We start from the raw sequence: 24,416 nt of genomic DNA, 5'->3' as shown, positions 1-24,416 counted from the left end.
GTGACGTGGGTCATGTGGGGGGCTTCACGCCCGCGGCTCGTCGAATGTGACCTGGGCCTCGAAGGCGGCCCGCCGTGTGGCCCGGCGCAGCGCCTTGAGCACGGCGCCGCCTGCGACCAGCGTCAGGACGACGGTGAGCGCCGCGCGCCCCAGGTCCCAGCCGAGCGAGGTGGCCGCGCAGTACGCGAGGAAGCGGGCCAGGTTCTCGTGCAGCGCGGCGTCCGGCTGGTACGCCACGGAGGAGGCCAGCGCGTTCATGAACGGCCAGCCCGCGAGATTCATGATCGTGCCGTACGCGAACGCGGCCAGGAAGCCGTAGGCGGCGAGCATGAAGCGCTCGGCGCGGCCGCGCAGGGCGTGGGCGCCGGGGAGCAGCCCCGCGCCCATCGTGAACCAGCCCATCGACAGCATCTGGAACGGCATCCAGGGACCCACGCCCCCGGTCAGCAGGGCCGAGGTGAACATGCTGAGCGAGCCGAGGACGAAGCCGAAGCCGGGACCGAGGACCCGGCCGCTCAGGACCATCAGGAAGAACATCGGCTCCAGGCCGGCCGTCCCCGCGCCGATGGGCCGCAGGGCCGCCCCCGCCGCGGCCAGCACGCCGAGCATCGCCACCGCCTTGGGGCCCATGCCGGACTCCGAGATCGTGGCCGCGACCACGGCGACCAGCAGCACGAGCAGCGCCGCGAACAGCCAGGGCGCGTCCTGCGCGTGCGCGTTCACCTCGGACCCGGGCCCGGTGATCAGCGGCCAGCCGATGCCGACCACGCCGACCGCGCTCACCAGGAGCAGCGCCGCGATGGAGCGGGGGCCGAGGCGTACAGGGGTCGCGCGGCCCGTGACGGGCGGTGGTGTCGTGGTCCCCGTCATGCCAGGGCCTTCTCTACCTCGGAAACCGTGAGCCAGCGCTGCGGCGCCAGGATCTTCGCGACCTGCGGGGCGAAGGACGGGGACGACGTGACGATGTCGGGGGTGGGGCCGTCCGCCACGATCTCGCCGTCCGCGAGGATCGCCACGCGGTGGGTCAGCTCCGCCGCCAGCTCCACGTCGTGCGTCGCCATGACGATGGCGTGGCCCTCGGCCGCGAGTTTCCGCAGGATCGCGACGAGGCGGGACTTGGCCGCGTAGTCCAGGCCGCGGGTCGGCTCGTCGAGGAGGAGGAGCGGCGGGGCCGCCGTCAGCACGATCGCCAGGGCCAGGGTGAGGCGCTGGCCCTCGGAGAGGTCGCGGGGGTGGGTGTCGTCGGCGATGCCGGGGAGGAGGTCGGTCAGGAGGGTGCGGCAGGTGCCGGGGGTGGCGGACGCGTCCTTGTCCGCGGCTGCGCACTCCGCTGCGACTGTGTCCGCGCAGAGCAGGTCGCGGGGTTCCTGGGGGACGAGGCCCACCTTGCGGATGAGGTCGCGGGGGGTGGTCTTGTGGGGGACGGCTCCGCCGGTCGTGACCGTGCCGGAGGTCGGCTTGATCATGCCGACGAGGGTGGAGAGCAGGGTGGATTTGCCGGCGCCGTTGCGGCCCATCAGGGCGAGCACCTCGCCGGTGGTGACCGTGAGGGTGATGTGGCGGAGGGCTTCGATCCGTCCCCGGCGTACGCCCAGGTTCTTGGTTGCGGCCAACGTGGTTGACGTCGCGGGGCTCTGCCCCGGACCCCGCTGGCTCTCGTCCCAAAGCGGGGCTTTCTTGGGGCGCTGCCCCATACCCCGCTGCTCAATCGCCGCAGGGGCTTGATTTGCCCGAGCTTCTCGATCGGCCCCCGGCGTTGATTGCGCGAGCCGGTGTTTCAGGTCGGTCGCCGCGCGCCGCGCATTCCGGACCGTCAAGGGGAGTGGGTCCCAGCCTGCCAAGCGGCCCAGGCCCACCACCGGGGGATACACCGGGGAGACCGCCATGACCTCCGCCGGGGGGCCCACCACCAGTGGCTTGCCCGGGCCCGGGAGCAGTGCCACCTGGTCCGCGTACTGGATGACCCGCTCCAGTCTGTGTTCGGCCATCAGGACTGTGGTGCCCAGGTCGTGGACCAGGCGTTGCAGGACCGAGAGGACCTCTTCCGCCGCTGCCGGGTCGAGGGCGGACGTCGGTTCGTCGAGGACGAGGACCTGGGGGTGCGGGGTGAGGACGGAGCCGATCGCGACGCGCTGCTGCTGGCCGCCGGAGAGCGTGGCGATGGGGCGGTCGCGCAGGTCGGCGAGGCCGAGGAGGTCGAGGGTCTCCTCCACGCGGCGGCGCATGACCGGTGGGGTCAGGCCCAACGACTCCATGCCGTACGCGAGTTCGTCCTCGACCGTGTCTGTCACGAAGTGCGCGAGCGGGTCCTGGCCCACCGTGCCGACGACATCGGCGAGTTCGCGCGGTTTGTGGGTGCGGGTGTCGCGGCCGGCGACGGTGACCCGGCCCGCGAGCGTGCCGCCCGTGAAGTGCGGGACCAGTCCGCTGACCGCTCCGAGGAGCGTGGACTTGCCCACCCCGGACGGGCCCGCGAGGAGCATCAACTCGCCCTCGGGGACGTGGAGATGGATGCCGTCGACGGTGGGGTGCGAGGCACCGTCGTAGGTCACGGAGACGTTCTCGAAGCGGATCATGACGACGCCTCCGTCGGCTTGTCGGGAATCGGCCTGTCGGGAATCGGCCTGTCGGGAATCGGCCCGTCGGGAATCGGCCTGTCGGGAACGGGTGCGAGGAAGGCCGGGAGCAGGCCGAGCAGGATGCCCGCCGCCGGCCACAGCGGCAGCTCCGGCGCCGCGAGCGGGACCACCGGCGGCTGGAGGGACGCCGGGTCCTGGGTGCCGGTCCAGATCATGACCGCCGCGGCCACCGCCCCGGACGCCGCGACCAACCAGGCCCGTACCCCCCACACATCGGGCCGGTAGCGGGTCCTGACCGTGCGCCGGCCGCCGAGCCACAGCCCGCCGAGCGCGGCGGCGACCCCGGCCAGCAGCACCGGGAGCCCGTATCCGGCGCCGGACGCAGCGAGCAGCCCGTACGTTCCCGCGCACACCCCGATGAGGCCGCCCAGCGTGAGCGCGGCCGTGGCGCGGCGGACGGCGGGCGGCACCTCGGCGGTGCGGCCGTAGCCGCGCGCGTCCATGGCGGCGGCCAGCGCGACCGAGCGCTCCAACGCGCCTTCCAGGACCGGGAGTCCGACCTGGAGCAGTCCGCGCAGACCGCGGTCCGGGCGGCCGCGCAGGCGTCGCGCCGCCCGCAGCCTGCGGACGTCCGCGACCAGGTTCGGGGCGAACGTCATCGCCACGACGACCGCGACCCCGGCCTCGTACAGCGCGCCCGGCAGCGACTTGAGCAGCCGGGACGGGGAGGCGAGCGCGTTCGCGGCGCCCACGCAGATGAGGAGGGTGGCCAGCTTCAGGCCGTCGTAGAGCGCGAAGACCAGGCCCTCCAGCGTCACCGGGCCGCCGATTCGCACGCCCTGCGCCCACTCCGGCAGCGGCACCTCGGGCAGCGTGAACAGCAGGTGCGTACCCGGGATCGCCGAGCCGAGCAGCGTCGCGAAGACCAGGCGGATACCGAGCACGGCCAGCGCCAGCTTCACGAACGCCCCGTACGAACGCGCCCACGGCGCCTCGGTGCGGCGCGCCGCCACCACGTACCCGGCGACACCGATCAGCATCGCGAGCAGCAGCGGGTTCGTGGTGCGGGACGCGGCCGTGCCGAGGCCGAGTGCCCAGATCCACCAGGCGCCCGGGTGCAGCGAGTTGGAGCGGTGGGCCCTGGGGGCGCGGAGCTGGGAGGCGGCCATGCGTCAGCGGCGGCGGCGTCGGGCCTGCACGCCGGCCGCGATGCCGAGCACGACGACCACGGCGACACCGGCGATGAGGCCGACCGAGGGGCCGCCGTCCGAACCGGAGTCCTTCGCTGCGGGCTTCTCGGACGCCTTGTCCGGGTCGTTCGACTCCGGGTCCTTCGACGAGGACACCTGATCGCCGCAGCCCGACTTCGGGTACCCGGAGATCGCGCACAGCATCGCGCTGCTGTCGTAGCGCAGCGGCTTCGCGACGGCGGCGAGCGCGTCGGCGCTCGTCGCGCCCTCGGCGACCTGCGCGCACGCGGAGCGCGGCTTCGGCGGGGTCTCGCCGGACGGGGCGTCGGCCGCCGTGCCGGAGTCGATGACGAGCGCGATCCGCTTCTTGCCGTCCTTGGCGGGGGTGTCCTCGCAGACTGCGTCGAAGTCGGCGGCGCCGCGCGGCTGCTTCGCGTCCTTCGAGTCCGCGCTCACCGCGAACCGGAAGCCCTGCACATCACCGTCGTCCGGCTTGCTCTGCGAGGGGCCCGCCGTCGCGTACGTCCATGTGTTCTTGGTGTTCTTGGAGCCGTCCTGCTCCCAGAACGACCAGTACCGGTACCCGGCCGCCTGCGCCGGGGCGACGGTCATGGCGAGGAGCGCGACGAGAGTTGCGATGACGAGCCCGCCGAGCCCGGCCGACCTGCGCGCGGTCACGGCTGCTGCTTCTTGCGGCCGCTGAGCAGGAAACCGGCGCCCACGGCTGCGATGAACATCACGCCGATGATCCACCAGTTGGCGCCGCCACCGCCGTCGTCCTTCTTCTCGTCCGAGTCCGAAGCGGACGACTTCGTGGACGCGGGCTCCGGGCCGGTCTTGTTCAGCGCGCTCACCAGGTCCGTCCCGCCGAAGTCGCGCGGGTCGTTGCCGGTGGCGTGCGCCGCGAAGATCAGCTCGGCGTAGGCGGCGGGTCCTGTCTGCGCGGCCCAGCCCTTCGCGTTCTTCTCCAGCCAGGTGTACGAGTCCTTCGTGGCCTTGACGCCCTCCGCAGCGGCGACGGCGGTGACCGCGTCGGCGGTGTTGCCGTAGTCGGGCTGATCGGTGGCGCCGGCCAGCTGGGACTTCAGGTAGAGGTGGGTGTCGAGCTGGTTCTGGAGGTAGACGGCGCCGTTGTGCGCGATGTCCGCCGCGCTCTTGCCGTCCTCGCAGGTGTACGCGTCCGGGGCCGTGCCCTTGCCGGGCGCGAAGCCGGTGCCGAGGCCGCCGAGCACACCGGCCGCGGTGGCGTCGGCGTTCGCGGCGAGCTTGCCCTTCTTGTCCGGCTGGTAGGCGAGGGCGCCGCCGTCCTTGCCCTTGGAGCAGGGGAGGGCGAGCGACGCGAGGGCGTCGGTGCCGGTCTTGCCCTTGCTCGACTTCACCTCGGACGGCTTCTCGCCGGCCGCGGCGAGGGCGCCGATGGCGACGGACGTGGAGTTCGCGTCGCTGTCCATGCCGAGGCTGTAGCCCCAGCCGCCGTCGGCGTTCTGGCTCTTCTTCAGCCGGTCGACGCCCTTGGCGACCTCGCCGTCACGGCCGCCGACCGCGGCGAGGGCCTGGACGGCGGCCGCGGTGGCGTTGCTGTCGATCTTGGTCTTGGCGTCGCAGGGCTTGGTGGGCTCGGCGCGGAAGGCGGCGAAGCCGCCGTTCTCGCACTGCTGCCCGGCCAGCCAGTCGACGGCCTTCTTGGCGGGCTCGACGCCCACGGTGTCCTGCGCGACGAGCGCGAGGGACTGCCGCCAGACTCCGTCGTACGTGGGGTCGCCCTTGCCGTAGAGGCCCGACGGGACGACCGTCTTCGGCGAGGGGGAGGCACTGTCCGCGCTCGCGGCCTGCGCGCCCATGGCGCCGATGGCGACGGTCGCGGCGACGAGCGCGGCGCTGCGGCGAATGTTCATGGTGGGGCGGGTGCCTCTCCCTGTGGGGAGCGGGGCGGCGCGGCACGCGGGGGTACCGGGCGGCTCCGGCTCCGTATTCCTCGACGGTCCTGAGCCGAGCGCGTACGTACGAGGCATTCCGGCTGTCACGGCTGCGGGTCAGCGCCGGATTTGCACCGGCTTCCCCTCGTACGTACGTACTGACGACGCCCTTACTGTACCCGGCGGGGTGGTTCCGGCCCCCCGGGCTCCGCCCCGGCCACCCGCGCCTCAAACGCCGGCGGGGCTGAAAAGATCGGGGCTCTGCCCCGGACCCCGCTGCTCAATCGCCGCAGGGGCTTGAAAGCCGGCGGTGGACATTTCTAGCCCCGCCGGCGATTGAGGCGCGGGGTCCGGGGCAGAGCCCCGAGGCCGTAACGCCGGTGCCGGTGGTCAGCGGACGTCGACCGGGCCGTCGTCGCTGCCGCGCGGAGCGCCCACGTAGGGCTCGACCGCCGAGCCGAACCCGTCCGCCCCGTCACCGGAGAGGTTCTTGCGGACCGAGTCCAGGATGGTGAGGCCCTGGCCGACCAGGCCCGCCGCGATCTCGCCCAGGCCGTCCGCCCCGTTCAGAACGTTGACGTTCGCCCCGGCGAGGCCCGCCGAGGCCTCCTTCACGATCTGTGGCAGCTGGTCGATGAGCATGCGGTCGAGGGCGACCCGGTCGTACGACGCCGCCGCCTCCGCCTGGATCTTCATCCGCTCGGCCTCGGCGAGGGCCAGGACGCGGATGCGCTCCGCGTCGGCCTGCGCCGGCTTGACGACCTCCGACACCAGCTGCTTCTCCCGCAACTCGGCCTGCCTCATGGCCAGTTCCGTCTGCGCCGCGAGGACCTCCTGCTGGGCGTGGGCGAGCGCGAGCGGGCCCGCCTGGTCGGCCTGCGCCTTCGCCCGGTCGACCTGCGCGTTGTACTCGGCCTGCACGACCGCGGTCTCCCGCGCGTACTCGGCCTGCTTACGGGCCGCCGCCTGCTCCGCCTCGGCGGACGCCTGCGTGGCCTGCGCCTGCGCGATCTGCGCCTGCCGCTGGATGGCGGCCTTGTGCGGGCGCGACATCGCCTCGATGTACCCGGTCTGGCCGTCGTCGATGGACTGGATCTGCAGCGAGTCGACGTGCAGGCCGATCTTCGCCATCTCGGCCTTCGACGTGTCGAGGACCTCCGTGGCGAGCTTCTGCCGCTCGGTCACGATCTCCTCGACCGTCATCGAGCCGATGATCGAGCGCAGATGACCGGCGAAGATGCGGCCGGTGAGGACCGACATCTGGTCCTGGTCGGAGAGAAAGCGCTGACCGGCGTTGACGATCGACTCGTGGTCGTTGCCGACCTTGAAGGCGATCACGGCGCGCACGGTCAGGGCGATGCCCTGCTTGGTCACACACTTCTCGACGACTTCCGCCTCGCTCATCGCGAGCGACAGGAAGCGGGTCTTGCGGAACACGGGGAGCACGAACTTCCCGTGCCCGGTGACGACGCGGAACGGCGCTCCCCCAAGTCCCCGCCTGCCGCCCGAGATCAGCATCGCCTCGTCGGGCGCGGGAACGCGATATCCGAACATGCCTGTACGTCTCCTTAGCGGGCGTCGCCCTCGCCGCCGGAGAGAAGAGGGTCGGACCAGGCCATGACCACGACCTGCCGGCATCCGCGGGACTCGATCACGAGCACGGTGGCGCCCCGTTCCAGGGGCTCGTCCGAGTACGCGAGAAAGGTCTCGGTCCCGCCCCTGACCTGCACCAACACCTCACCCGGACCACCGGCCCCACGTGTGCCGACAACCAGCTTCCCCGTTTGGCCGACCACTGCCTCGTCCGGCGTCATCGGCGGGCGCCCCCTTGTCGTTCCAGCTCTTGCGAGCCCTTGAGGCCAGAACATACGCCTGCGGGGGCGGGCCTTCCATCAGGGCACGGCAAAGATCCTCCCGGGGCGGGAACTTGTCCTAGTGCGGGCTTGCTTGGTACGTCACCGGGTCGCTGCCCGAGACCTGTTCCACCCGGCCCGCCTTCTGGAGACGGCGCAGATGTGCCTCCGCCTCCGACACCGCGATCGTCCGTGACCCGTAAGGGATTTGGGCCCACGGGCGGTTCCACTCCATGCGCTCGGCGAGCTGCCATGGAGTGAGGGGGGAGGAGAGGAGGGTGAGGAGGCCGGTCAGGCGGTCCTCGTGGTGGTCCAGCAACTCGGCCACGCGCGCCGGGGCGTCGGTGAACGTGTGCTGGTGTGCCGGGAGGACCTCCGCCGGGTCGAGCCGTCCCACTCGTTCGAGCGAGTCGAGGTAGTCGCCGAGCGGGTCGGTGACGGTGGCGTCGTCCGGGTCCTCGTACAGGCCGATGTGCGGGGTGATGCCGGGCAGTATGTGGTCGCCGGAGAAGAGGCGGCCGTTGCCCGCGCGGCCAGCGGGGTGTTCCTCTTCCAGGTGCAGGCATACGTGCCCCGGGGTGTGGCCCGGCGTCCAGATCGCGCGCAGCCTGCGGCCCGGCAGGTCGAGCAGGTCACCTGGGGTGATGGTGCGGTCCGGCAACGCGGGGGCGAAGCCCGGAAGTTGGCGCTGCTTGCCGGAGTCGCGGGCCGCGATCAGCGGGGCGATGTGGTCCTCGGGCGCACCGGCCGCGACCAACTTCCGCACCATGTACGCGTACCAGCGCGCCGGCTTGTTCTCCCGGGTGCGCCGGACCACCGCCACGTCCGCCTCGTGCATCGCGATCCAGGCGCCGGAGGCCTCCCGCACCTTCTCCGACAGGCCGTGGTGGTCCGGGTGGTGATGGGTGATCAGGATGCCGGTCAGTTCCTCGACGCTGGTTCCGCAGGCGGTCAGGCCGGTGGTCAGTGCGTCCCAGGACGTCGGGTCGTCCCAGCCGGTGTCGATCAGGACCGGGCCCGCGTCGGTGTCGACCAGGTAGACGAGGGTGAAGCCGAGCGGGTTGTCGGGGATCGGTACGCGGATGCTGTGCACGCCCCCGCTGTGGTCGGTCACCTGCGTCGCCTCGTCCATCGGTCGCCTTCCGCCGCTCCAGCCGTACTGCCGCCCCTACGAACTGCCGCCACTGTACGGGAACTTGTAGAACTCGTTTCAATGGTCGCCCGGGCGAACCGTATGCGCGAGGGGGTCCGGTCGGGTGTCCGTGTGCGGTGCACCACCCTTCCGGATCGCAACTAGAACTGGTATCAGTTCTGAAACACCGTCAGAAATGTCGTGCGTGAGGATGCCAGCCATGACCGAGCCCGCGCGGTTCGTGTCGGGAGCTGGAATCGGACGTGAGGCATCGTCGACTGTCGTGACGTGAGGATGTCAGCCATGACCGAGCTCTTGGAATACGGACAGCTGTTCATCGGCGGGGAGTTGACCGACCCGCTCGGCAAGGACGTCATCGAGGTGGTCTCGCCGCACACCGGCGAGGTCTTCGGCCGGGTGCCGCATGCCGCGCCGGCCGATGTCGACCGCGCCGTGGCCGTCGCCCGCCGCGCCTTCGAGGACGGCCCCTGGCCGCGGATGAGCCTCGACGAGCGCATCGAGATCATCACGAAGATCAAGGACGCGTTCGCGGTCCGGCACGAGGAGATCGCCCGCGTCATCAGCAGCGAGAACGGCACCCCCTACACCTCGGGCGTCATGGTGCAGGCGCTCGCCGCGATGATGGTCTGGGACTCCGCGATCAACGTCGCCCGCAACTTCACGTACGAGGAGGCGCGCGACGGCGCCCTCGGCAAGCTCCTCGTGCGGCGCGAGCCCGTCGGCGTCGTCGCGGCCATCGTCCCGTGGAACGTCCCGCAGTTCACCGCCGCCGCGAAGCTCGCGCCCGCGCTGCTCGCCGGCAACCCGGTGATCCTCAAGACCTCGCCGGAGACGCCGCTCGACGCGTATCTGCTCGCCGAGATAGCCACGGAGGCCGGGCTCCCGGAGGGCGTGCTCTCCATCCTCCCCGCCGATCGCGAGGTCAGCGAGTACCTGGTCGGGCACCCCGGCGTCGACAAGGTCTCCTTCACCGGGTCCGTCGCCGCGGGCAAGCGCGTCATGGAGGTCGCCTCGCGCAACCTCACCCGCGTCACCCTCGAACTCGGCGGCAAGTCCGCGGCCGTCATCCTGGAGGACGCCGACGCGGGCGCCGCCGTCTCCGGAATCGTCCCGTTCGCCTGGATGATCAACGGCCAGGCCTGTGTGGCGCAGACCCGGATCCTCGTCCCGCGCTCGCGCTACGACGAGTTCGCCGACGCGTTCTCCACGGCGGCGTCGGCGTTGAAGATCGGCGACCCGCTCGACCCGGCCACGGAACTCGGCCCGCTCGTCGCCCAGCGCCAGCAGCAGCGCTCCCTCGACTACATCCGCATCGGCCAGCAGGAGGGCGCCAAGATTCTCACCGGCGGCGGGGTCCCTAAGGGCTTCGAGCAGGGCTGGTACGTCGAGCCGACCCTCTTCGGCGACGTCGACAACTCCATGCGGATCGCCCGCGAGGAGATCTTCGGCCCGGTCATCTGCCTGCTCCCGTACGGGGACGAGGCCGAGGCCATCAAGATCGCCAACGACTCCGACTACGGCCTCAGCGGCAGCGTGTGGACCGCCGACACCGCGCACGGCGTCGACATCGCGCGGCAGGTCCGTACGGGCACGTACAGCGTGAACACGTTCAGCCTCGACATGCTCGGGCCGTTCGGCGGCTACAAGAACTCGGGCCTGGGCCGGGAGTTCGGGCCCGAGGGGTACGGGGAGTACTTCGAGCACAAGATGATCCACCTGCCCGCGGGCTACGAGCCGGAGGCGAGCTGAACATGGGTGACCGGTGGCATGTGGAGGTCGACCGGAGCGTGTGCATCGGCTCTGCGATGTGTGTGAACACCGCGCCGGACGGGTTCCGCCTCGACAGCGCGCGGCAGTCGCACCCGGTCGACCCGGAGTCCGACGCCAACGAGAAGATCCTCGCGGCGGCGGAGGGCTGCCCCGTCGAGGCGATCACGCTGGCGCTGGCGGATACGGGGGAGGTCGTTTTTCCGCCGGAGGATTGAATCGCGGCCTGGGCCGTGGTTGCGCCCACGGGGCTCCGCCCCGGACCCCGCGCCTCAATCGCCGGCGGGGCTTGATTTACCCGGACTCTCCATCGAGAGGCGACGGGTCTCGGGCCGGAGACCCAATTCAAGCCCCTGCGGCGATTGAGCAGCGGGGTCCGGGGCGGAGCCCCGAGAGCGCAACGCCGGTCCAGGTCACGGCTGACGAGGAGACGCGACATCGATCAACCGGCACACCATCTCGATGTCGATTTTGACCTGGGCGATGGAGGCGCGGCCGGAGAGCCACGTGATCAGCGCGGAGTGCCACGTGTGCTCGATGACCCGCACCGCGGACAACTGCTCCGGGGTCGGGTCGTCGAGCTCCATCGCGTCAAGAATGATCGCCGTGGTCTGCCGCGACACCTGGTCCACCGCAGGGCTCACGCTCCGGTCCGCGAAGGTCAGCGCCCGCACCATCGCATCCGCGAGATGCGGCTCCCGCTGCAACGCACGGAAGGCCCGCATGAGCGTCTCGGCCACCCGCTCCGCGGGGGAGTCGCCGGACGGCGGCCGCTTACGGACCGTCGTGTGCATGTGCTGGAGCTGGTCCTGCATCGTGGCGACCAGGAGGTGCACCTTGCTCGGGAAGTAGCGGTACAGCGTGCCGAGCGCGACCTGGGACGATTCGGCGACCTCCCGCATCTGCACCGCGTCGAAGCCACCGCGCGCCGCGAGCTGGGCGCTCGCGTGCAGGATGCGACGGCGCCTGGCCTCCTGACGCTCAGTGAGCGCGGGGCTCGTGCGGGTGGTGGTTCTCGCGTCCGGAGCTGTCATCAGAAAGCTTTCCGTGTCCCGTGGCGCCAGCCGTGGCGTGAATCACCTGATCCACCTCTTACGGCCCGGCTACCAGCCGGTAGATTCGATGCTCTTGAACGATCAAGTCTGAAACTTGTTCTAGATTAGCGTCCCCACGTAGTGTCCACGGGCAAGCAGGAAGAAGGGTGGCCTGGAGTGACCGCGGAGTCGTTGCGTATCGCTCTCCTCACGTACAAAGGCAACCCGTTCTGCGGTGGTCAGGGCGTATACGTCCGGCACCTCTCGCGGGAGCTGGTCCGGCTCGGGCACCGTGTGGAGGTCATCGGCTCCCAGCCGTACCCCGTGCTCGACGAGGGCGAGGACCTCGCGGGTCTCTCGCTGACCGAGCTGCCGAGCCTCGATCTGTACCGCAGCCCCGACCCCTTTCGTACACCCAAGCTCGCCGAGTACCGCGACTGGGTCGACGCTCTTGAAGTCGGAACCATGTGGACCGGCGGTTTCCCCGAGCCGCTGACGTTCTCGTTGCGCGCCCGCCGTCATCTACGGGCGAGACGCGGCGAGTTCGACGTCGTGCACGACAACCAGACGCTCGGGTACGGGCTGTTGGGGGACATCGGCGGCCCGCTCGTCACCACCATCCACCACCCGATCACCGTGGACCGGCAGCTGGAGCTGGACGCCGCCGAGAACTGGCAGCAGCGGATGTCCAAGCGCCGCTGGTACGCGTTCACGCGCATGCAGAAGCGCGTCGCCCGCCGGCTGCCGTCCGTGGTCACCGTCTCCGGCACGTCCCGCGACGAGATCGTCGAGCACCTGGGTGTGCGCCCCGGGCGGATCGACGTCGTGCACATCGGCGCCGACACCGACCTGTTCTCGCCGAATCCGGCCGTGGCGGAGGTGCCGGGCCGGATCGTGACGACCTCCAGCGCCGACGTGCCGCTCAAGGGCCTCGTCTTCCTCGTCGAAGCGCTCGCCAAGGTGCGGGCCGAGCAGCCGGACGCGCATCTGGTCGTGGTCGGCAAGCGGCCCGAGGAGGGCCCTGTCGCGCAGGCCGTCGCGCGGTACGGCCTCGAAGGCGCCGTCGAGTTCGTCAAGGGCATCAGCGACCAGGAGCTCGTCGACCTCGTGCGCTCGGCGCAGGTCGCCTGCGTGCCCTCCCTCTACGAGGGTTTCTCGCTGCCCGCCGCCGAGGCCATGGCCACCGGCACCCCGCTCGTCGCCACCACCGGCGGCGCGATCCCCGAGGTCGCAGGCCGCGACGGCGAGACCTGCCTCGCCGTGCCGACCGCCGACCCGGGCGCGCTCGCCGAGTCCCTCGCCCGGCTGCTCGGCGACCGTGAACTGCGCGCCCGGCTCGGCGCGGCAGGCCGCGCCCGCGTCCTGGAACGCTTCACGTGGGCGCGCGCCGCGCAGGGCACCGCAGAGCTCTACCGCGAGGCGATGGAGACCGCTCCCCGGTCGACTCGCCCCATGCGCAACGAAGTTGTCACCGAAACCCCCCAGGAAAGCAGGGCCACGTGCTGACCGTCGACTTCACCCGTTTCCCGCTCGCCGCGGGCGACCGCGTCCTCGATCTCGGGTGCGGGGCCGGACGGCACGCGTTCGAGTGCTACCGGCGCGGGGCGCAGGTCGTCGCCCTCGATCAGAACAAGGACGAGATCGCCGAGGTCGCCAAGTGGTTCGCCGCGATGAAGGAGGCGGGCGAGGCCCCCGCGGGCGCCACCGCGACCGCCATGGAGGGTGACGCGCTCCAACTCCCCTTCCCCGACGAGTCGTTCGACGTCGTCATCATCAGCGAGGTGATGGAGCACATCCCCGACGACAAGGGGGTGCTCGCCGAGATGGTGCGCGTGCTCAAGCCGGGCGGCCGGATCGCGGTCACCGTGCCGCGCTACGGCCCCGAGAAGGTCTGCTGGGCGCTCTCCGACGAGTACCACGAGGTCGAGGGCGGTCACATCCGCATCTACAAGGCCGACGAGCTGCTCGGCCGGATGCGCGAGGCGGGCCTCAAGCCGTACGGTACGCACCACGCGCACGCGCTGCACGCGCCGTACTGGTGGCTCAAGTGCGCCTTCGGCGTCGACAACGACAAGGCGCTGCCGGTGAAGGCGTACCACAAGCTCCTGGTCTGGGACATCATGAAGAAGCCGGCGCTCACCCGGGTCGCCGAGGGGCTCCTCAACCCCGTCGTCGGCAAGAGCTTCGTCGCGTACGCCACGAAGCCGCACCTGCCGAAGGCCGACGGGGCCGCTGAGTGAGCAGCCCTGAGCGGACCGAACTCCTCGTACTCCCCGGCGTGCTGACGGCGGATCAGGCCGCGCAGACCGTCGCCGGAATACTCGCCGTGCAGCGCGCGGACGGGGCCATCCCGTGGTTCCGCGGCCACCACCTCGACCCGTGGGACCACACCGAGGCCGCCATGGCGCTCGACGTGGCCGGCGAGCACGAGGCCGCCGGGCGCGCCTACGAGTGGCTGGCCAGGCACCAGGGTGAGGACGGCTCCTGGTTCGCCGCCTACCGCGACGGCGACCCGGACGACGTGACGGACCACGGGCGCGAGTCCAACTTCGTCGCGTACATCGCCGTGGGCGTCTGGCACCACTATCTCTCCACCGGCGACGACGCCTTCCTCGACCGCATGTGGCCGGCCGTGTGCGCGGCGACGGAGTTCGTGCTCCGCCTCCAGCAGCCCGGCGGCCAGATCGGCTGGAAGCGCGAGCCGGACGGCACGCCCGTCAACGACGCGCTCCTCACCGGCAGTTCGTCCGTCCACCACGCCCTGCGCTGTGCGCTCGCCATCGCCGAACAGCGCGAAGAGCCGCAGCCCGACTGGGAGTTGGCGCTCGGCGCGCTCGGGCACGCCATCCGCAGCCACCCCGAGCGGTTCCTCGACAAGGGCCGCTACTCGATGGACTGGTACTACCCGGTCCTCGGCGGCGCCGTGCGCGGAGCCGAGGCGAAGGCCCGCATCCAGGCCGACTGGGACACGTTCGTCGTGCCCCGCCTCGGAGTGCGCTGCGTGGTGCCCAACCCGTGGGTGACCGGCGGCGAGAGCGCCGAACTCGCCCTCGCGCTCTGGGCGATGGGCGAGTCCGACTGGGCGCTCGAGATCCTCCAGGACATCCAGCACCTGCGCGACCCGAAGACCGGCCTGTACTGGACGGGCTACGTCTTCGACGACAAGGCCATCTGGCCGGAGGAGCTGACCACGTGGACCGCGGGCTCCGTGCTGCTCGCGGTGGCGGCCCTCGGCGGGGACGAGGCCACGTGCTCCGTGTTCGGCGGCGACCTCCTGCCGACCGGCGTCGAGCCGGACTGCTGCCCGGCCGACAGGGACTAGTACCTGCGCAGTCGGTTGGCGATCGCGTGGCCGATGAAGAGGTAGACGACGGCCGCGAGGCCGTAGCCGGCGACGACGCGGGCCCAGTCCGCGTCGAACGTGAAGAGGTCATGGGACCAGCCGGCCAGCCACGCGGACGCGTCGTGGACGATCTGGACCAGGTCGTTGCCGCGGTTCGCGTCCAGTAGGTACATCAGGATCCACAGGCCCAGGATCACGGCCAGTGCATCGGCGACGATCGCCACGGTCCGGGCGGCCTCGTTGGTCCCTCGGTAATGCCGATTCGCAGACATGTTCTTCCGGGTTGCCGCGTCGACCCCGATCAAACCCGTACGGGCTTCCTCAAGTGGCACACGCGCAGCGGCCGGGTGACGCTGCCACGAGTGCCACTTCAGCCACGGAGGTAGTCGGTGGTAACCCGTTCCCCTCTTCCCCTGCGACGTCTGCTCACGGCCCTGATGCTGTGCGGCGCGCTGCTCGCCGGCGCGACCGCGTGCGGCTCCGACAGTGACTCGGCGTCCGCGACCAAGGCGTCGTCGAGCGCCACCACGAAGGCCGAGAAGCAGAAGTTCGCCAAGACCAGGTTCGCGGCGAACGCGGGGCTCGCGGCGGGTGCCACGTATCAGTGGATCGTGAAGCCGTACCGCGCGGGCAAGTTCAAGGCCGGTGCGGACGGCCGCAGGTTCGCGCTCGTCAAGGCGGGCCTCGCGGGCGCGTTCACGTACAACCGGCTGAAGGCCGCCTCGAAGAACGCCGAGGGCGACCCGACGCTCTCGAAGGCAGTCGGACCGCTGTCGGCCGGCATCGCGTCGCTGAAGGGTCTGTCGACCAAGCTGCGCAAGGGCGAGGGCCTCGGCGACGTGACCTCCTCCTTCAACGAGGTCATCAGCGGCGTCAAGGACGCGGGCAAGGACGCGGGCGCCGAAGTGACGAACAAGGTCCCGTCGGCCTCGCAACTCACGAAGGGCTCCTAGCGCCCTTCAGGGCCTACGAGTTCAGCTCGGCCAGTACGCGCAGCGTGTGCGGGTCCGGGGACAGGACCAGCAGGTCCGTCACCGGGCCCTTGCGCCACAACTCCAGCCGCTCCGCGATCCGTTCACGCGGTCCGACGAGCGAGATCTCGTCGGCGAACGCGTCCGGCACGGCGAGCACCGCGTCCTCCTTGCGCCCCTCGGCGAACAGGTCCTGGATGTGCCGGGCTTCGGCCTCGTACCCCATGCGCGCCATGAGATCGGCGTGGAAGTTGCGGGTCGCGTGCCCCATGCCGCCGATGTAGAAGCCGAGCATCGCCTTCACCGGGAGCAGCCCCTCGGCGACATCGTCGCAGACCTTCGCGCGGGCCATGGGCGCGATGGTGAAGTCTTCGGGCAGGTCGGTGAGCGACGCCTCGTACACGTCCGTCCGCTTCGGCGACCAGTACAGAGGCAGCCAGCCGTCCGCGATCCGCGTGGTCTGCGCGATGTTCTTCGGCCCCTCCGCGCCGAGCAGGATCGGCAGATCGGGGCGCAGGGGGTGCGTGATCGGCTTGAGGGCCTTGCCGAGCCCGGTGCCGTCCTCGCCCCGGTACGGATGCGAGTGGAACCGCCCGTCGACCTCGACGGGTCCCTCGCGCCGCAGCACCTGCCGCACCACGTCCACGTACTCGCGGGTGGCCGTCAGCGGGGAGCGGGGGAACGGGCGCCCGTACCAGCCCTCCACGACCTGCGGCCCTGAGAGCCCCATGCCCAGCATCATCCGGCCGCCCGACAGGTGGTCCAGGGTGAGCGCGTGCATCGCGGTCGTGGTGGGGGAGCGGGCGGCCATCTGCGCGATCGCCGTGCCGAGCCTGATCCGCGAGGTGTGCGCGGCGAACCAGGTGAGCGGGGTGAACGCGTCACTGCCCCAGGACTCCGCCGTCCACACCGATTCGTATCCCAACTCCTCGGCATCACGCACGAGTTGAAGATGATCGGGGTTCGGTCCGCGCCCCCAGTAGCCGAGTGCGATTCCGAGCCGCATGTGCACCCCCATGTCCGAGGACATATCTGATGGACCATCAGTTCAGGCTTTCGGTGCGCGACTGTACGCGAAAGGCCCCCCACCCGGAAGACGGGCGAGGGGCCTCGAAAGACTTCGGCCGGGGTCAGCCGCGCTGGATCCCCGTGGTGTCCTGGAGCACGCCGCGGCGGCCGTCCTGGGTCTGGGCGACGAGGCCGGGGCCCCGCTGCTCGACCGCCAAGTACCAGGTACCGGGCGCCAGTTCCGCGATCTGGGCCTGCGATCCGTCCTCCGCGAAGAGCGGGCGCGGCACCGGCACGGCGAACCAGAACGGCGAGAAGTCCGCGGCCTGCGGCTGCGCGGCGGCCTGCGGCGCCGGGGCGCCACCCTGCTGCTGCGGCTGGCCACCGTACGGCTGCTGCTGGCCGGGACCGGGCTGCTGTGCGCCGTAGGGCTGGTGCTGGCCGGGGCCGCCGGGCTGCTGCTGGGCACCCGGGTAGCCGTAACCCTGCTGCGGCTGACCGCCGTACGGCTGCGGCTGCTGCGGGCGCGGGGCGCCGAGGAGGGCGCCCTTCAGGGCCGGGACCAGCGGCGTCGCGATCGCGGCGGCGGCCATGATCAGCGTGGCGACGAGGCTGAGGATGAGGCCGATGCCGGCGGTCGGACCGTCGGACGCGCCGCTGCCCATGTTGTCGATGCCGCCGGCCGGGTCGAAGACGTTGCCGAGCGCCGCCCACGCCGCCAGCACCGTGGCCGCGAGGCCGAACTGGCCGAGGTCGATCCCCGCGACCTTGCGGGGCTGCGCCGTACCGCGGCTGAGCACGATGAGCACGGCACCGATGACGCCCGCGAGCACCACGCTCATGAGAAGCGGGCCGCTCTCCCAGGAATTCGGGAACTCGACGCTGTCGGGCGCCCCGTCGTACGAGTAGATATCGAGGAACGAGGCGATCAACAGCAATACCGCTGCTCCGATCACCACGCCGTCGCCTCGAGTGAGGGAGCGGATATTCACTTCAAGTCCTTCGTCAGTCGTCCGGTCATCGGTGGAGGCGGCGCATAGCGCAGGGGTGGCCCCACATCGTACGGAGGACACTATCGCCCGGGTCCGGGGAGTGTCTGCCGAGATCCATAGGGTGACAGTTACCCGCCGAGGAAACTCATGATTCCCTCAGAGATGCCCTGCGCCGCCTTCTGCCGCCACGCGTCCGAGGTCAGTCGCTCGACGTCCTGCGAGTCCCGCATGTTGCCACACTCGATGAAGACCTTCGGAACCTTGGAGAGGTTGAGTCCTCCCAGGTCACTGCGGGTGTCGAGGCCCGTGCCGCCACCGACGTAGTTCGACGGGGCCTGGCCCGTGGCCCTCACGTAGCGGCCCGCGATCCGCTCGCCGAGGTCGCGCGAGGGCTTCACGATCGGCGTGGTGTCGGCGGCTCCCGCGCGCACGGATGCGGGAAGGATCACATGGAAGCCGCGGTTGCCCTCGCCCGAGCCGTCCGCGTGGACGGAGACGACGGCGTCGGCCTTCGCGGTGTTGCCGATCCTGGCGCGCTCGTCGACGCAGGGGCCCCAGGCGCGATTCCCGTTCTGGGTCAATTGGACGGTCGCGCCCTGCCGTTCAAGGACCGTCCGCATGCGCTTCGCCACGTCCAGCGTGAACCGGGCCTCGGTGTAGCCCGCGTTCGTCGACGTACCGGTGGTGTCGCACTCCTTGGAGCCGTTGCCCACGTTCACCGACCGGTTGATCTCGGTCGTGTGCCGGAAGTTGCCCGGATTGTGGCCGGGGTCGATGACGACGAGCTTGCCCCTGAGGGGGCCGGAGCCGCCGGCGGGCTTGGCGGGCTCCTTGGACGCCTTCGACTTCGACGGCGAGGCGGACCGCTTCTCGGACTTCGACGGCGCCGGACTCGCCGAGGCCTTCCCGCCCTGCGAGCCCTGGGAGTCCTGCGAGTTCTGCGAGGGCGAGACGGTCGAGGACTGGCCGGGCGCGGGCAGCACCTTCGGCGGCTCGCTCTCACCCGGCCCGCTCACGACCTGCCACACCAGCCACGCCGCGAGCGCCGTCGGCACCAGCGCGGCAAAGGCGACGAGTACGGGACGCCCGCTGAAGCGGCGGCGTGGCGATCCGCCACTGCCGTCCCACCCATCGGGATCGAAGCCATCGGGTTCCGGACCTACATACGACACGTTGCTGACCTTAACCGTGGGCTCAGATCCCTGCGCCACTTCGGCGCAGGACGCGCAGCGAGTCGCACTCAGAGACCTCGGTGAACGCCCCGGACGCGAGTGCCCGCTGGTACACGCGGTACGGCGCCTGCCCCGTCCACTCGTCGTACTTCACGGGGAAGACGTCGTGGATGACGAGGTAGCCGCCGTCGGCGACGTGCGGGGCCCAGCCCTCGTAGTCCGCGGTGGCGTGCTCGTCGGTGTGCCCGCCGTCGATGAAGACGAGCCCGAGCGGCCCGCCCCAGGCCTTCGCCACCTGCGGCGACTTCCCGACGAGCGCGACCACGTGGTCCTCCAGGCCCGCCGCGTGCAGCGTGCGCCGGAACGTGGGGAGGGTGTCCATGAGCCCCACCGCCGGGTCCACGGTCTCCGGGTCGTGGAAGTCCCAGCCCGGCTGCTGCTCCTCGCTGCCGCGGTGGTGGTCGACGGTGAGCGCGCTCACGCCGGCCGCGCGTGCGGCGTCGGCGAGCAGGATGGTCGACCGCCCGCAGTACGTCCCGACCTCAAGGAGCGGCAGCCCGAGCGCCCCGGCCTCGACGGCGGCGCCGTACAGCGCGAGTCCCTCACCGCGCGGCATGAATCCCTTGGCGCTCTCGAAGGCGGCGAGGATCTCCGGGGAGGGGGTGTGGCTGTGGCTTGTGATGCTCATGCTGATCACTTTGCCCTACGCGGGCGGGGCTGAGGTCGGAGGGGGAGGGGGGACTGTGACGCGTAACCACGACCAAATCGTGGCCACACGTCACAGTCCCCCCCCCGCGTGCGGCCCTCAGCACGCCTGCCAGAGCCGCACCATCACCCGCACCCCGAACCGCAGCCCCTCCAACGGCACCCGCTCGTCCACCCCGTGGAACAGACGCCCGTAATCCAGGTCGGCGGGCAGCTTCAGGCCCTTGAAGCCGAAGCAGCGAATGCCGAGGTGGGTGAAGGCCTTGGCGTCGGTGCCGCCCGGGTTGCAGTACGGGACGGGGTGGCCGTCCGGGTCCTCGGCGCGGACGGCGTCGCACATGGCGTCGACGAGGGGGCCGTCGAAGGTCGTCTCCATCGCGATGTCGTGGTTGACCCACTCGCGGGAGACGGACGGGAGGAGCAACGCGTCGATGGCGTCGAGGAGTTGCTGCTCGTGGCCGGGGAGGAAGCGGGCGTCGACGCGGGCCGTCGCCTTTCCGGGGATCACGTTGGTCTGGTAACCGGCCGTGAACATGGTGGGGTTCGCGGAGTTGCGGAGCACCACCTGCATGAAGTCCGCTACGTGGCCGAGCTTCGCGAGTTCCGTGTCCAGGTCGTCGGCCTCGAAGTCGATCTCCACGCCCTGGAGGTCGGCGGCCTCCTGGAGCAGGGCGCGTACGGGTTCGATGAGGTGGATGGGGAAGGTGTGGCGGCCGATGCGGGTGAGGGACTCGGAGAGGTCCGTGACCGCGTTCTCGGCGTTGGGCGATGAACCGTGGCCGGCACGGCCGTTCGCCGTCAGTTCCATCCAGGCCATGCCGCGCTGGGCGTTCTCGATCGGGTAGAGGCGGCGGGTGTCGTCGAGGGCGTACGAGAATCCGCCGCCCTCGCCGATGGCCTCCGTGACGCCCTCGAAGAGGTCGGGGCGGTGTTCGACCAGCCAGTGCGCGCCGAACTTGCCGCCCGCCTCCTCGTCGGCGAGGAACGCGAGGACCAGGTCGCGGGACGGCTTCGTACCCGTACGCGCGAAGTGGCGGGCGGTGGCCAGCATGACGGCCACCGTGTCCTTCATGTCGATCGCGCCGCGGCCCCAGAGATAGCCGTCGCGGATCTCGCCGGAGAAGGGCGGGACCTGCCATTCGGTGGCGTCGGCGGGGACGACGTCGAGGTGGCCGTGGACGAGGAGGGCGCCGCGGGTGCGGTCGGTGCCCTCGATGCGGGCGATGACGCTGGAGCGGCCCGGCGCGCTCTCCACGAACTCGGACTCGATGCCGACCTCGGTGAGCTTGTCCTCGACCCAGCGGGCGCAGGCCCGCTCGTCGCTGGTCGGGTTGGACGTGTCGAAGCGGATCAACTCGGCGCAGAGTTCGACTACTTCGCGCTGGGCGTCCTCGGAGGCGAGGACGGCGGAGGTGGCGGGGGTGGTCATGCCGCTCCTACGGGGGTGTGTTCGGCCGCGGCGGGGTGCGTTTCCTCGTCGTCGGTCAGGGTCGTGGTGCCGTACGTCCTGATCCAGCCGAGCAGCCCGAGCACGGTGTAGAGGACGAACGCGGTGGCCAGGGAGTTCAGGGCCGGGATGCCGCCGTCGTAGAACTTGCCGACGCAGAAGGCCGCGGCCCAGATGACCAGGGATGCGGGGACCCAGGTGGGGGAGGTGGCGGGGAGGGTGCCGGCCTCGCGGGTCTCGTCGAGCGGCTTGCGCATCGTGCGGACGACCCAGTACTCGGCGACGACGATGCCGCCGATGGGCGGGATGGCCACGCCGAGGACCGAGAGGAACTCGGTGAAGTGGGTCATGATGCCCACTGCGGAGAGGGCCGTTCCCGCTACGCCGAGGGCGATGGTGACCGCGCCGCGGTGCAGGCGCTTCTTGAAGACGACCTGGAAGAAGTTGACGACGCCGAGCGAGGAGCCGTACAGGTTCCAGTCGTTGATCTTCGCGGTCGACATCAGGACGACGAGGACGCCGAAGACGCCGGACGTGGAGAGCACGATCTGCGAGACCTGGTCGCTCTTGACCATGTGGCCGAGCAGGACGCCGGTCAGGCCCACGATGTACTCGGAGAGAATCATCGAGGACGCCGACTGGAGAAAGACGTGCGCGCCCTTCTTGTTGTAGCGGGTCATCTCCGGGGAGACGATCGCGCCGGTCATGTAGCCGCCCGCGATGGCGGTCGCGGCGACCGAGAGCGGGATGGCCTGGCCGGGCGGCGGGGAGCTGATGAGGTCGCCGATGGAGTGGTCGGAGAGTGCGTCGACGACGGACCAGGCGACCATGGCGAAGAAGAGGGGCGTGACGATCTTCGCCATGACCGCCATGTAGCGGAAGCCGAAGATCACCAGGACGGTGATGGCGAGGCCCGCGACGATGCACCACAGCCATGACGGGCCGCCGACCAGTGACGAGACGCTGTCGCCGAAGATCGTGTTCTGGACGCCGAACCAGCCGACGAGGCTGACCGCGATGACGAAGCTGACCAGCGCCGAACCGTTGCGGCCGAAGCCGACCCAGCGGGTCAGGAGCGGCGTCGCGAGGCCCTCGCGCATGCCCGCCATGCCGATCAGGAAGATGACGATCTCGAGGATGACCGCGCCGAGCGTGAAGGCGAGGAAGGCGTCCCCGAAGGTCATGCCGACGCCGATCGTGGCGCCCAGGGTGAACTGCGAGATGGAGCCGGACTGGGCGAGCCACTGGAGCAGCATCGTCCAGAAGCCGAGCCGCTTGTCCTTCGGGACTCTGGACAGCGCGTAGTCGTCGCTGCCCACGCTCTTCTTGGTGGTGGCCATGGCGTCACGACTCCGTAGGTGCGTTTGCGTTGCCGAGGGTCTGCAGGTGGGTGAGCGGGCCGTAGCGGCTCACGAGGGCGTCGAACTCCGCGGCGTCGTGGAAGTCGACGCGCCCGCCCCCGTACGCCTTCGCGGCCTCGACGGCGAACCGGGCCGCGGCCGCGATGTCGGTCTCGTGGCTGGCACCGGTCTGGCAGCCGGGGACCGCGGCGGCCGAGGTGACCGCGAGGCCGACGACCGGGGCGGCGGTCGCCGTGGCCGGCTGGAGGATCGAGTTGATGTGGTGGACGCCGTTACCGTATGGCGTTATGTCCTGCGTTGTCACTGGATAAGTGACCAACGGCTCACCCGTGACGACGGCGAGCAGCTCGCCCAGCTCCTCGCTCACCCGCAGCACCCACCCCTCCTTGACGGTGGGGGACAGGGCGAGGCCCTTGTGGTTGATGATGCGGTTGCCCTTGGTGGTGTCGATGGAGAGCACGGCCTCCATGTCGGCGGTCACCTCGTGGCGGTTCATCGTGGCGATGTCGACGGGCGAGTCCATGAACGGGACCGGGTCGTGCGGCGCGGTCGGTGCGTCCGGGCAGATGTGGGTGGCGATCACCACATCCCCGTCGAGTACGTCGCCGCGGCGGCGCATGTCGAGGAGCTTCGCGGCGGTGGAGAGCGCGGCGGCGGCGCCGTCCGCGTCGGAGACCAGGCCGGTCATCTCGGGCCGGGCACCGACCCCACCGAGACGGCCGACGACGCCGAGCGTGCGGGCGTCGCCGCCGCCGGTGCGGCCCTTGGCGCCCGGGATGCGGACGAGGACGAAGTCGGTGGACCCGCGCTCGCCTTCGACGGTGGTGATCTCGGCGCCCGAGCCCTCCGGGCCCGCGACCGAGTCGAGATACGCGACGGCGCGCTTGCCGTCGGCGTCAGGGTCGTCCAGCAGATCGACGACATCGAGGACGTACTTCAGCATGCGGAGTCCCTCTCACTGCTCACTGCGCCGCGCTCACCGCGCTGCGCCCGGTCGCGATTTCCACCGGTACTGACAGCAGATTCCGGATCGGATAGCGTTGCCCGCAAGCATTTCCCGTTATTTGCAATACAGGTCTGGATGGTGAGATGGCGTGCCGGAGATCCCGCTCGACCGGAAGACCCCGGCCGGCGCCTTGCAGACCGTCGACCGGGCCCTCCTCGTGCTGCTCGCGTTCGAGCGGACACGGCCCGACTGGGGCGTGACGGAGGTCGCCGCCGAGTTCGGCTGGGACACGTCGGTCGCACAGCGGCTGCTCTCGACGCTGGCCGGGCGCGGCTTTCTGGTCTCGGACCCCGTGACGCGGCGCTACCGGATCGGGCCCGCGGTGCTGCGGCTAGGCCGGCTCTGGGAGCGTTCGGGCTCGCTGGAGCTGCTGGCGGGGCCGGTGTTGGAGGAACTGCGGGCGGCGACCGGCGACACGGTCCTGTTCTGCCTGCCCGACAGCTTCCACATGCGGTGCGTCGCGGCGGTCGAGGGGGAGTCGGGGCCGCTGCGCTACTACCCGCTGGTCGGCGAGCTGTACCCGGCGCACGCGGGCGCGACGAGCAAGTCGTACTACGCGTTCCTGCCCGACGATCAACGCCACCGGCTGTTCCGCGGCCGCCCCATGGCCCGCTTCACCGAGCGCACGGTGACCGACGCGGACGAGCTGGAGCGGGAGTTCCTCCAGGTCAGGGCCCGGGGCTACGCGTGGACGGTCGGCGAGTACGACGCCGGGATCGGCACGGTCGCCGTGCCCGTCTTCCTCGGCCGCGAACCGTACGGGAGCCTCAGCCTCGGCGGCGCGAAGGAGAGCTTCCCGGACGGGCCGGAGGACCGCCTCGACGCACTGCGCAAGGCGGCGCACCTCCTTGAGCGCAGGCTCACGCATCCGCCCCAGCGCACCCGCCGCGGCCGGCCCGCCACCAACTGACCTTTATGC

24 protein-coding genes and 1 riboswitch are annotated in these 24,416 nt (G+C 71.0%); of the genes, 7 read left to right on the top strand and 17 right to left on the bottom strand.

Features of this window, described 5'->3' with window-relative positions; translation table 11 throughout:
- Positions 1 to 24: 24 nt before the first annotated feature.
- The 8 genes from OHA73_RS15055 to OHA73_RS15020 form a co-directional block, all read right to left on the bottom strand.
- Entirely contained in the window at positions 25 to 870 is an 846-nt protein-coding gene (locus OHA73_RS15055; RefSeq protein ID WP_327655288.1) for an ECF transporter S component, read from the bottom strand.
- The gene (locus OHA73_RS15050) at positions 867 to 2,576 is read right to left on the bottom strand and encodes an ABC transporter ATP-binding protein (protein WP_327655287.1); all 1,710 of its coding nucleotides are present in this window, start codon (positions 2,574 to 2,576) and stop codon (positions 867 to 869) included. Before OHA73_RS15050 ends, OHA73_RS15055 begins: the two co-directional genes overlap by 4 nt.
- Positions 2,573 to 3,748, bottom strand: a complete 1,176-nt coding sequence (locus tag OHA73_RS15045) for an energy-coupling factor transporter transmembrane component T (protein WP_327655286.1) — start codon at positions 3,746 to 3,748, stop codon at positions 2,573 to 2,575. Before OHA73_RS15045 ends, OHA73_RS15050 begins: the two co-directional genes overlap by 4 nt.
- A 3-nt stretch (positions 3,749 to 3,751) precedes the next feature.
- Positions 3,752 to 4,447, bottom strand: a complete 696-nt coding sequence (locus OHA73_RS15040) for an SCO2322 family protein (protein WP_443063076.1) — start codon at positions 4,445 to 4,447, stop codon at positions 3,752 to 3,754.
- The gene (locus tag OHA73_RS15035) at positions 4,444 to 5,664 is read right to left on the bottom strand and encodes a prenyltransferase/squalene oxidase repeat-containing protein (protein WP_266720135.1); all 1,221 of its coding nucleotides are present in this window, start codon (positions 5,662 to 5,664) and stop codon (positions 4,444 to 4,446) included. The genes OHA73_RS15040 and OHA73_RS15035 overlap by 4 nt, the downstream gene beginning before the upstream one ends.
- 103 nt (positions 5,665 to 5,767) lie before the next feature.
- Positions 5,768 to 5,843, bottom strand: a riboswitch (adenosylcobalamin-variant (AdoCbl-variant) riboswitch).
- Positions 5,844 to 6,075: 232 nt separating this feature from the next.
- Entirely contained in the window at positions 6,076 to 7,239 is a 1,164-nt protein-coding gene (locus tag OHA73_RS15030) for a flotillin family protein (protein WP_327655285.1), read from the bottom strand.
- 14 nt (positions 7,240 to 7,253) lie between these two features.
- Positions 7,254 to 7,499 carry a hypothetical protein gene (locus OHA73_RS15025; RefSeq protein ID WP_266720139.1) on the bottom strand — a complete coding sequence of 82 codons (246 nt, stop codon included), beginning with the start codon at positions 7,497 to 7,499 and terminating at the stop codon, positions 7,254 to 7,256.
- A 118-nt stretch (positions 7,500 to 7,617) separates the two neighbouring features.
- Complete coding sequence (locus OHA73_RS15020) at positions 7,618 to 8,670, bottom strand: MBL fold metallo-hydrolase (RefSeq protein ID WP_327655284.1); 1,053 nt, start codon at positions 8,668 to 8,670, stop codon at positions 7,618 to 7,620.
- 303 nt (positions 8,671 to 8,973) lie between these two features.
- Between OHA73_RS15020 and OHA73_RS15015 the strand changes: the two genes are divergently transcribed.
- Entirely contained in the window at positions 8,974 to 10,440 is a 1,467-nt protein-coding gene (locus tag OHA73_RS15015) for an aldehyde dehydrogenase (protein WP_267070613.1), read from the top strand.
- 2 nt (positions 10,441 to 10,442) lie between these two features.
- Positions 10,443 to 10,676 carry a ferredoxin gene (locus OHA73_RS15010; RefSeq protein WP_266720145.1) on the top strand — a complete coding sequence of 78 codons (234 nt, stop codon included), beginning with the start codon at positions 10,443 to 10,445 and terminating at the stop codon, positions 10,674 to 10,676.
- Positions 10,677 to 10,871: 195 nt separating this feature from the next.
- On the opposite strand, the gene OHA73_RS15005 is transcribed toward OHA73_RS15010, so the two are convergent.
- A complete protein-coding gene (locus tag OHA73_RS15005; protein WP_267070614.1) occupies positions 10,872 to 11,492 on the bottom strand; it encodes a TetR family transcriptional regulator in 621 nt (206 codons plus the stop codon).
- A gap of 177 nt (positions 11,493 to 11,669) precedes the next feature.
- Between OHA73_RS15005 and OHA73_RS15000 the strand changes: the two genes are divergently transcribed.
- The 3 genes from OHA73_RS15000 to OHA73_RS14990 are packed head-to-tail and all read left to right on the top strand — an operon-like array spanning position 11,670 to position 14,814.
- Entirely contained in the window at positions 11,670 to 12,998 is a 1,329-nt protein-coding gene (locus OHA73_RS15000) for a glycosyltransferase family 4 protein (RefSeq protein ID WP_267070615.1), read from the top strand.
- Complete coding sequence (locus OHA73_RS14995) at positions 12,992 to 13,732, top strand: class I SAM-dependent methyltransferase (protein ID WP_266720151.1); 741 nt, start codon at positions 12,992 to 12,994, stop codon at positions 13,730 to 13,732. The genes OHA73_RS15000 and OHA73_RS14995 overlap by 7 nt, the downstream gene beginning before the upstream one ends.
- A complete protein-coding gene (locus OHA73_RS14990) occupies positions 13,729 to 14,814 on the top strand; it encodes a prenyltransferase (protein WP_266720153.1) in 1,086 nt (361 codons plus the stop codon). The genes OHA73_RS14995 and OHA73_RS14990 overlap by 4 nt, the downstream gene beginning before the upstream one ends.
- Here the strand turns inward: OHA73_RS14990 and OHA73_RS14985 are convergent.
- The gene (locus tag OHA73_RS14985) at positions 14,811 to 15,107 is read right to left on the bottom strand and encodes a hypothetical protein (RefSeq protein ID WP_267070617.1); all 297 of its coding nucleotides are present in this window, start codon (positions 15,105 to 15,107) and stop codon (positions 14,811 to 14,813) included. The two genes, OHA73_RS14990 and OHA73_RS14985, sit on opposite strands and share 4 nt — an antisense overlap.
- A 165-nt stretch (positions 15,108 to 15,272) precedes the next feature.
- Between OHA73_RS14985 and OHA73_RS14980 the strand changes: the two genes are divergently transcribed.
- Positions 15,273 to 15,788, top strand: coding sequence for a hypothetical protein (locus tag OHA73_RS14980; RefSeq protein ID WP_266725510.1), 516 nt, complete (start codon positions 15,273 to 15,275; stop codon positions 15,786 to 15,788).
- Between the two features lie 13 nt (positions 15,789 to 15,801).
- Here the strand turns inward: OHA73_RS14980 and OHA73_RS14975 are convergent, their stop codons facing one another.
- From OHA73_RS14975 to OHA73_RS14945, 7 genes are all read right to left on the bottom strand, one after another.
- On the bottom strand, positions 15,802 to 16,812 hold the full coding sequence (locus tag OHA73_RS14975; protein ID WP_327655283.1) for an LLM class F420-dependent oxidoreductase: 1,011 nt from the start codon (positions 16,810 to 16,812) through the stop codon (positions 15,802 to 15,804).
- A gap of 124 nt (positions 16,813 to 16,936) precedes the next feature.
- Positions 16,937 to 17,806 (bottom strand): hypothetical protein, encoded by an 870-nt coding sequence (locus OHA73_RS14970; protein ID WP_267070619.1) that lies wholly within the window; start codon positions 17,804 to 17,806, stop codon positions 16,937 to 16,939.
- A gap of 128 nt (positions 17,807 to 17,934) precedes the next feature.
- Positions 17,935 to 18,978 carry an N-acetylmuramoyl-L-alanine amidase gene (locus tag OHA73_RS14965; RefSeq protein WP_327655282.1) on the bottom strand — a complete coding sequence of 348 codons (1,044 nt, stop codon included), beginning with the start codon at positions 18,976 to 18,978 and terminating at the stop codon, positions 17,935 to 17,937.
- A 22-nt stretch (positions 18,979 to 19,000) separates the two neighbouring features.
- The gene (locus OHA73_RS14960) at positions 19,001 to 19,666 is read right to left on the bottom strand and encodes a class I SAM-dependent methyltransferase (protein WP_327655281.1); all 666 of its coding nucleotides are present in this window, start codon (positions 19,664 to 19,666) and stop codon (positions 19,001 to 19,003) included.
- 117 nt (positions 19,667 to 19,783) lie between these two features.
- Positions 19,784 to 21,112 (bottom strand): M20/M25/M40 family metallo-hydrolase, encoded by a 1,329-nt coding sequence (locus tag OHA73_RS14955; protein WP_327655280.1) that lies wholly within the window; start codon positions 21,110 to 21,112, stop codon positions 19,784 to 19,786.
- On the bottom strand, positions 21,109 to 22,470 hold the full coding sequence (locus tag OHA73_RS14950; protein WP_267070622.1) for a cytosine permease: 1,362 nt from the start codon (positions 22,468 to 22,470) through the stop codon (positions 21,109 to 21,111). The genes OHA73_RS14955 and OHA73_RS14950 overlap by 4 nt, the downstream gene beginning before the upstream one ends.
- A 4-nt stretch (positions 22,471 to 22,474) precedes the next feature.
- Positions 22,475 to 23,434, bottom strand: coding sequence for a DUF1177 domain-containing protein (locus OHA73_RS14945; protein ID WP_327655279.1), 960 nt, complete (start codon positions 23,432 to 23,434; stop codon positions 22,475 to 22,477).
- A gap of 151 nt (positions 23,435 to 23,585) precedes the next feature.
- On the opposite strand from OHA73_RS14945, the gene OHA73_RS14940 reads away from it, so the two are divergent.
- Entirely contained in the window at positions 23,586 to 24,407 is an 822-nt protein-coding gene (locus OHA73_RS14940) for an IclR family transcriptional regulator (RefSeq protein ID WP_266720169.1), read from the top strand.
- Positions 24,408 to 24,416 lie beyond the last annotated feature (9 nt).

It is taken from the genome of Streptomyces sp. NBC_00483, from assembly GCF_036013745.1.
Lineage (GTDB): Bacteria > Actinomycetota > Actinomycetes > Streptomycetales > Streptomycetaceae > Streptomyces.
Note: the sequence above shows the minus strand (reverse complement) of the source record. Positions and strands in the feature narration are given on the sequence as shown.

What these genes read in the sequence shown, in the direction of transcription:
- OHA73_RS15025 (WP_266720139.1), bottom strand. Translation starts at nt 7,499, where the DNA reads ATGACGCCGGACGAGGCAGTGGTCGGCCAAACGGGGAAGCTGGTTGTC.
- OHA73_RS14960 (WP_327655281.1), bottom strand. Translation starts at nt 19,666, where the DNA reads ATGAGCATCACAAGCCACAGCCACACCCCCTCCCCGGAGATCCTCGCC.
- OHA73_RS15030 (WP_327655285.1), bottom strand. Translation starts at nt 7,239, where the DNA reads ATGTTCGGATATCGCGTTCCCGCGCCCGACGAGGCGATGCTGATCTCG.
- OHA73_RS15045 (WP_327655286.1), bottom strand. Translation starts at nt 3,748, where the DNA reads ATGGCCGCCTCCCAGCTCCGCGCCCCCAGGGCCCACCGCTCCAACTCG.
- OHA73_RS14950 (WP_267070622.1), bottom strand. Translation starts at nt 22,470, where the DNA reads ATGGCCACCACCAAGAAGAGCGTGGGCAGCGACGACTACGCGCTGTCC.
- OHA73_RS15005 (WP_267070614.1), bottom strand. Translation starts at nt 11,492, where the DNA reads ATGACAGCTCCGGACGCGAGAACCACCACCCGCACGAGCCCCGCGCTC.
- OHA73_RS15035 (WP_266720135.1), bottom strand. Translation starts at nt 5,664, where the DNA reads ATGAACATTCGCCGCAGCGCCGCGCTCGTCGCCGCGACCGTCGCCATC.
- OHA73_RS15015 (WP_267070613.1), top strand. Translation starts at nt 8,974, where the DNA reads ATGACCGAGCTCTTGGAATACGGACAGCTGTTCATCGGCGGGGAGTTG.
- OHA73_RS15050 (WP_327655287.1), bottom strand. Translation starts at nt 2,576, where the DNA reads ATGATCCGCTTCGAGAACGTCTCCGTGACCTACGACGGTGCCTCGCAC.
- OHA73_RS15055 (WP_327655288.1), bottom strand. Translation starts at nt 870, where the DNA reads ATGACGGGGACCACGACACCACCGCCCGTCACGGGCCGCGCGACCCCT.
- OHA73_RS14985 (WP_267070617.1), bottom strand. Translation starts at nt 15,107, where the DNA reads ATGTCTGCGAATCGGCATTACCGAGGGACCAACGAGGCCGCCCGGACC.
- OHA73_RS14980 (WP_266725510.1), top strand. Translation starts at nt 15,273, where the DNA reads ATGCTGTGCGGCGCGCTGCTCGCCGGCGCGACCGCGTGCGGCTCCGAC.
- OHA73_RS14975 (WP_327655283.1), bottom strand. Translation starts at nt 16,812, where the DNA reads ATGCGGCTCGGAATCGCACTCGGCTACTGGGGGCGCGGACCGAACCCC.
- OHA73_RS15010 (WP_266720145.1), top strand. Translation starts at nt 10,443, where the DNA reads ATGGGTGACCGGTGGCATGTGGAGGTCGACCGGAGCGTGTGCATCGGC.
- OHA73_RS15020 (WP_327655284.1), bottom strand. Translation starts at nt 8,670, where the DNA reads ATGGACGAGGCGACGCAGGTGACCGACCACAGCGGGGGCGTGCACAGC.
- OHA73_RS14945 (WP_327655279.1), bottom strand. Translation starts at nt 23,434, where the DNA reads ATGCTGAAGTACGTCCTCGATGTCGTCGATCTGCTGGACGACCCTGAC.
- OHA73_RS14955 (WP_327655280.1), bottom strand. Translation starts at nt 21,112, where the DNA reads ATGACCACCCCCGCCACCTCCGCCGTCCTCGCCTCCGAGGACGCCCAG.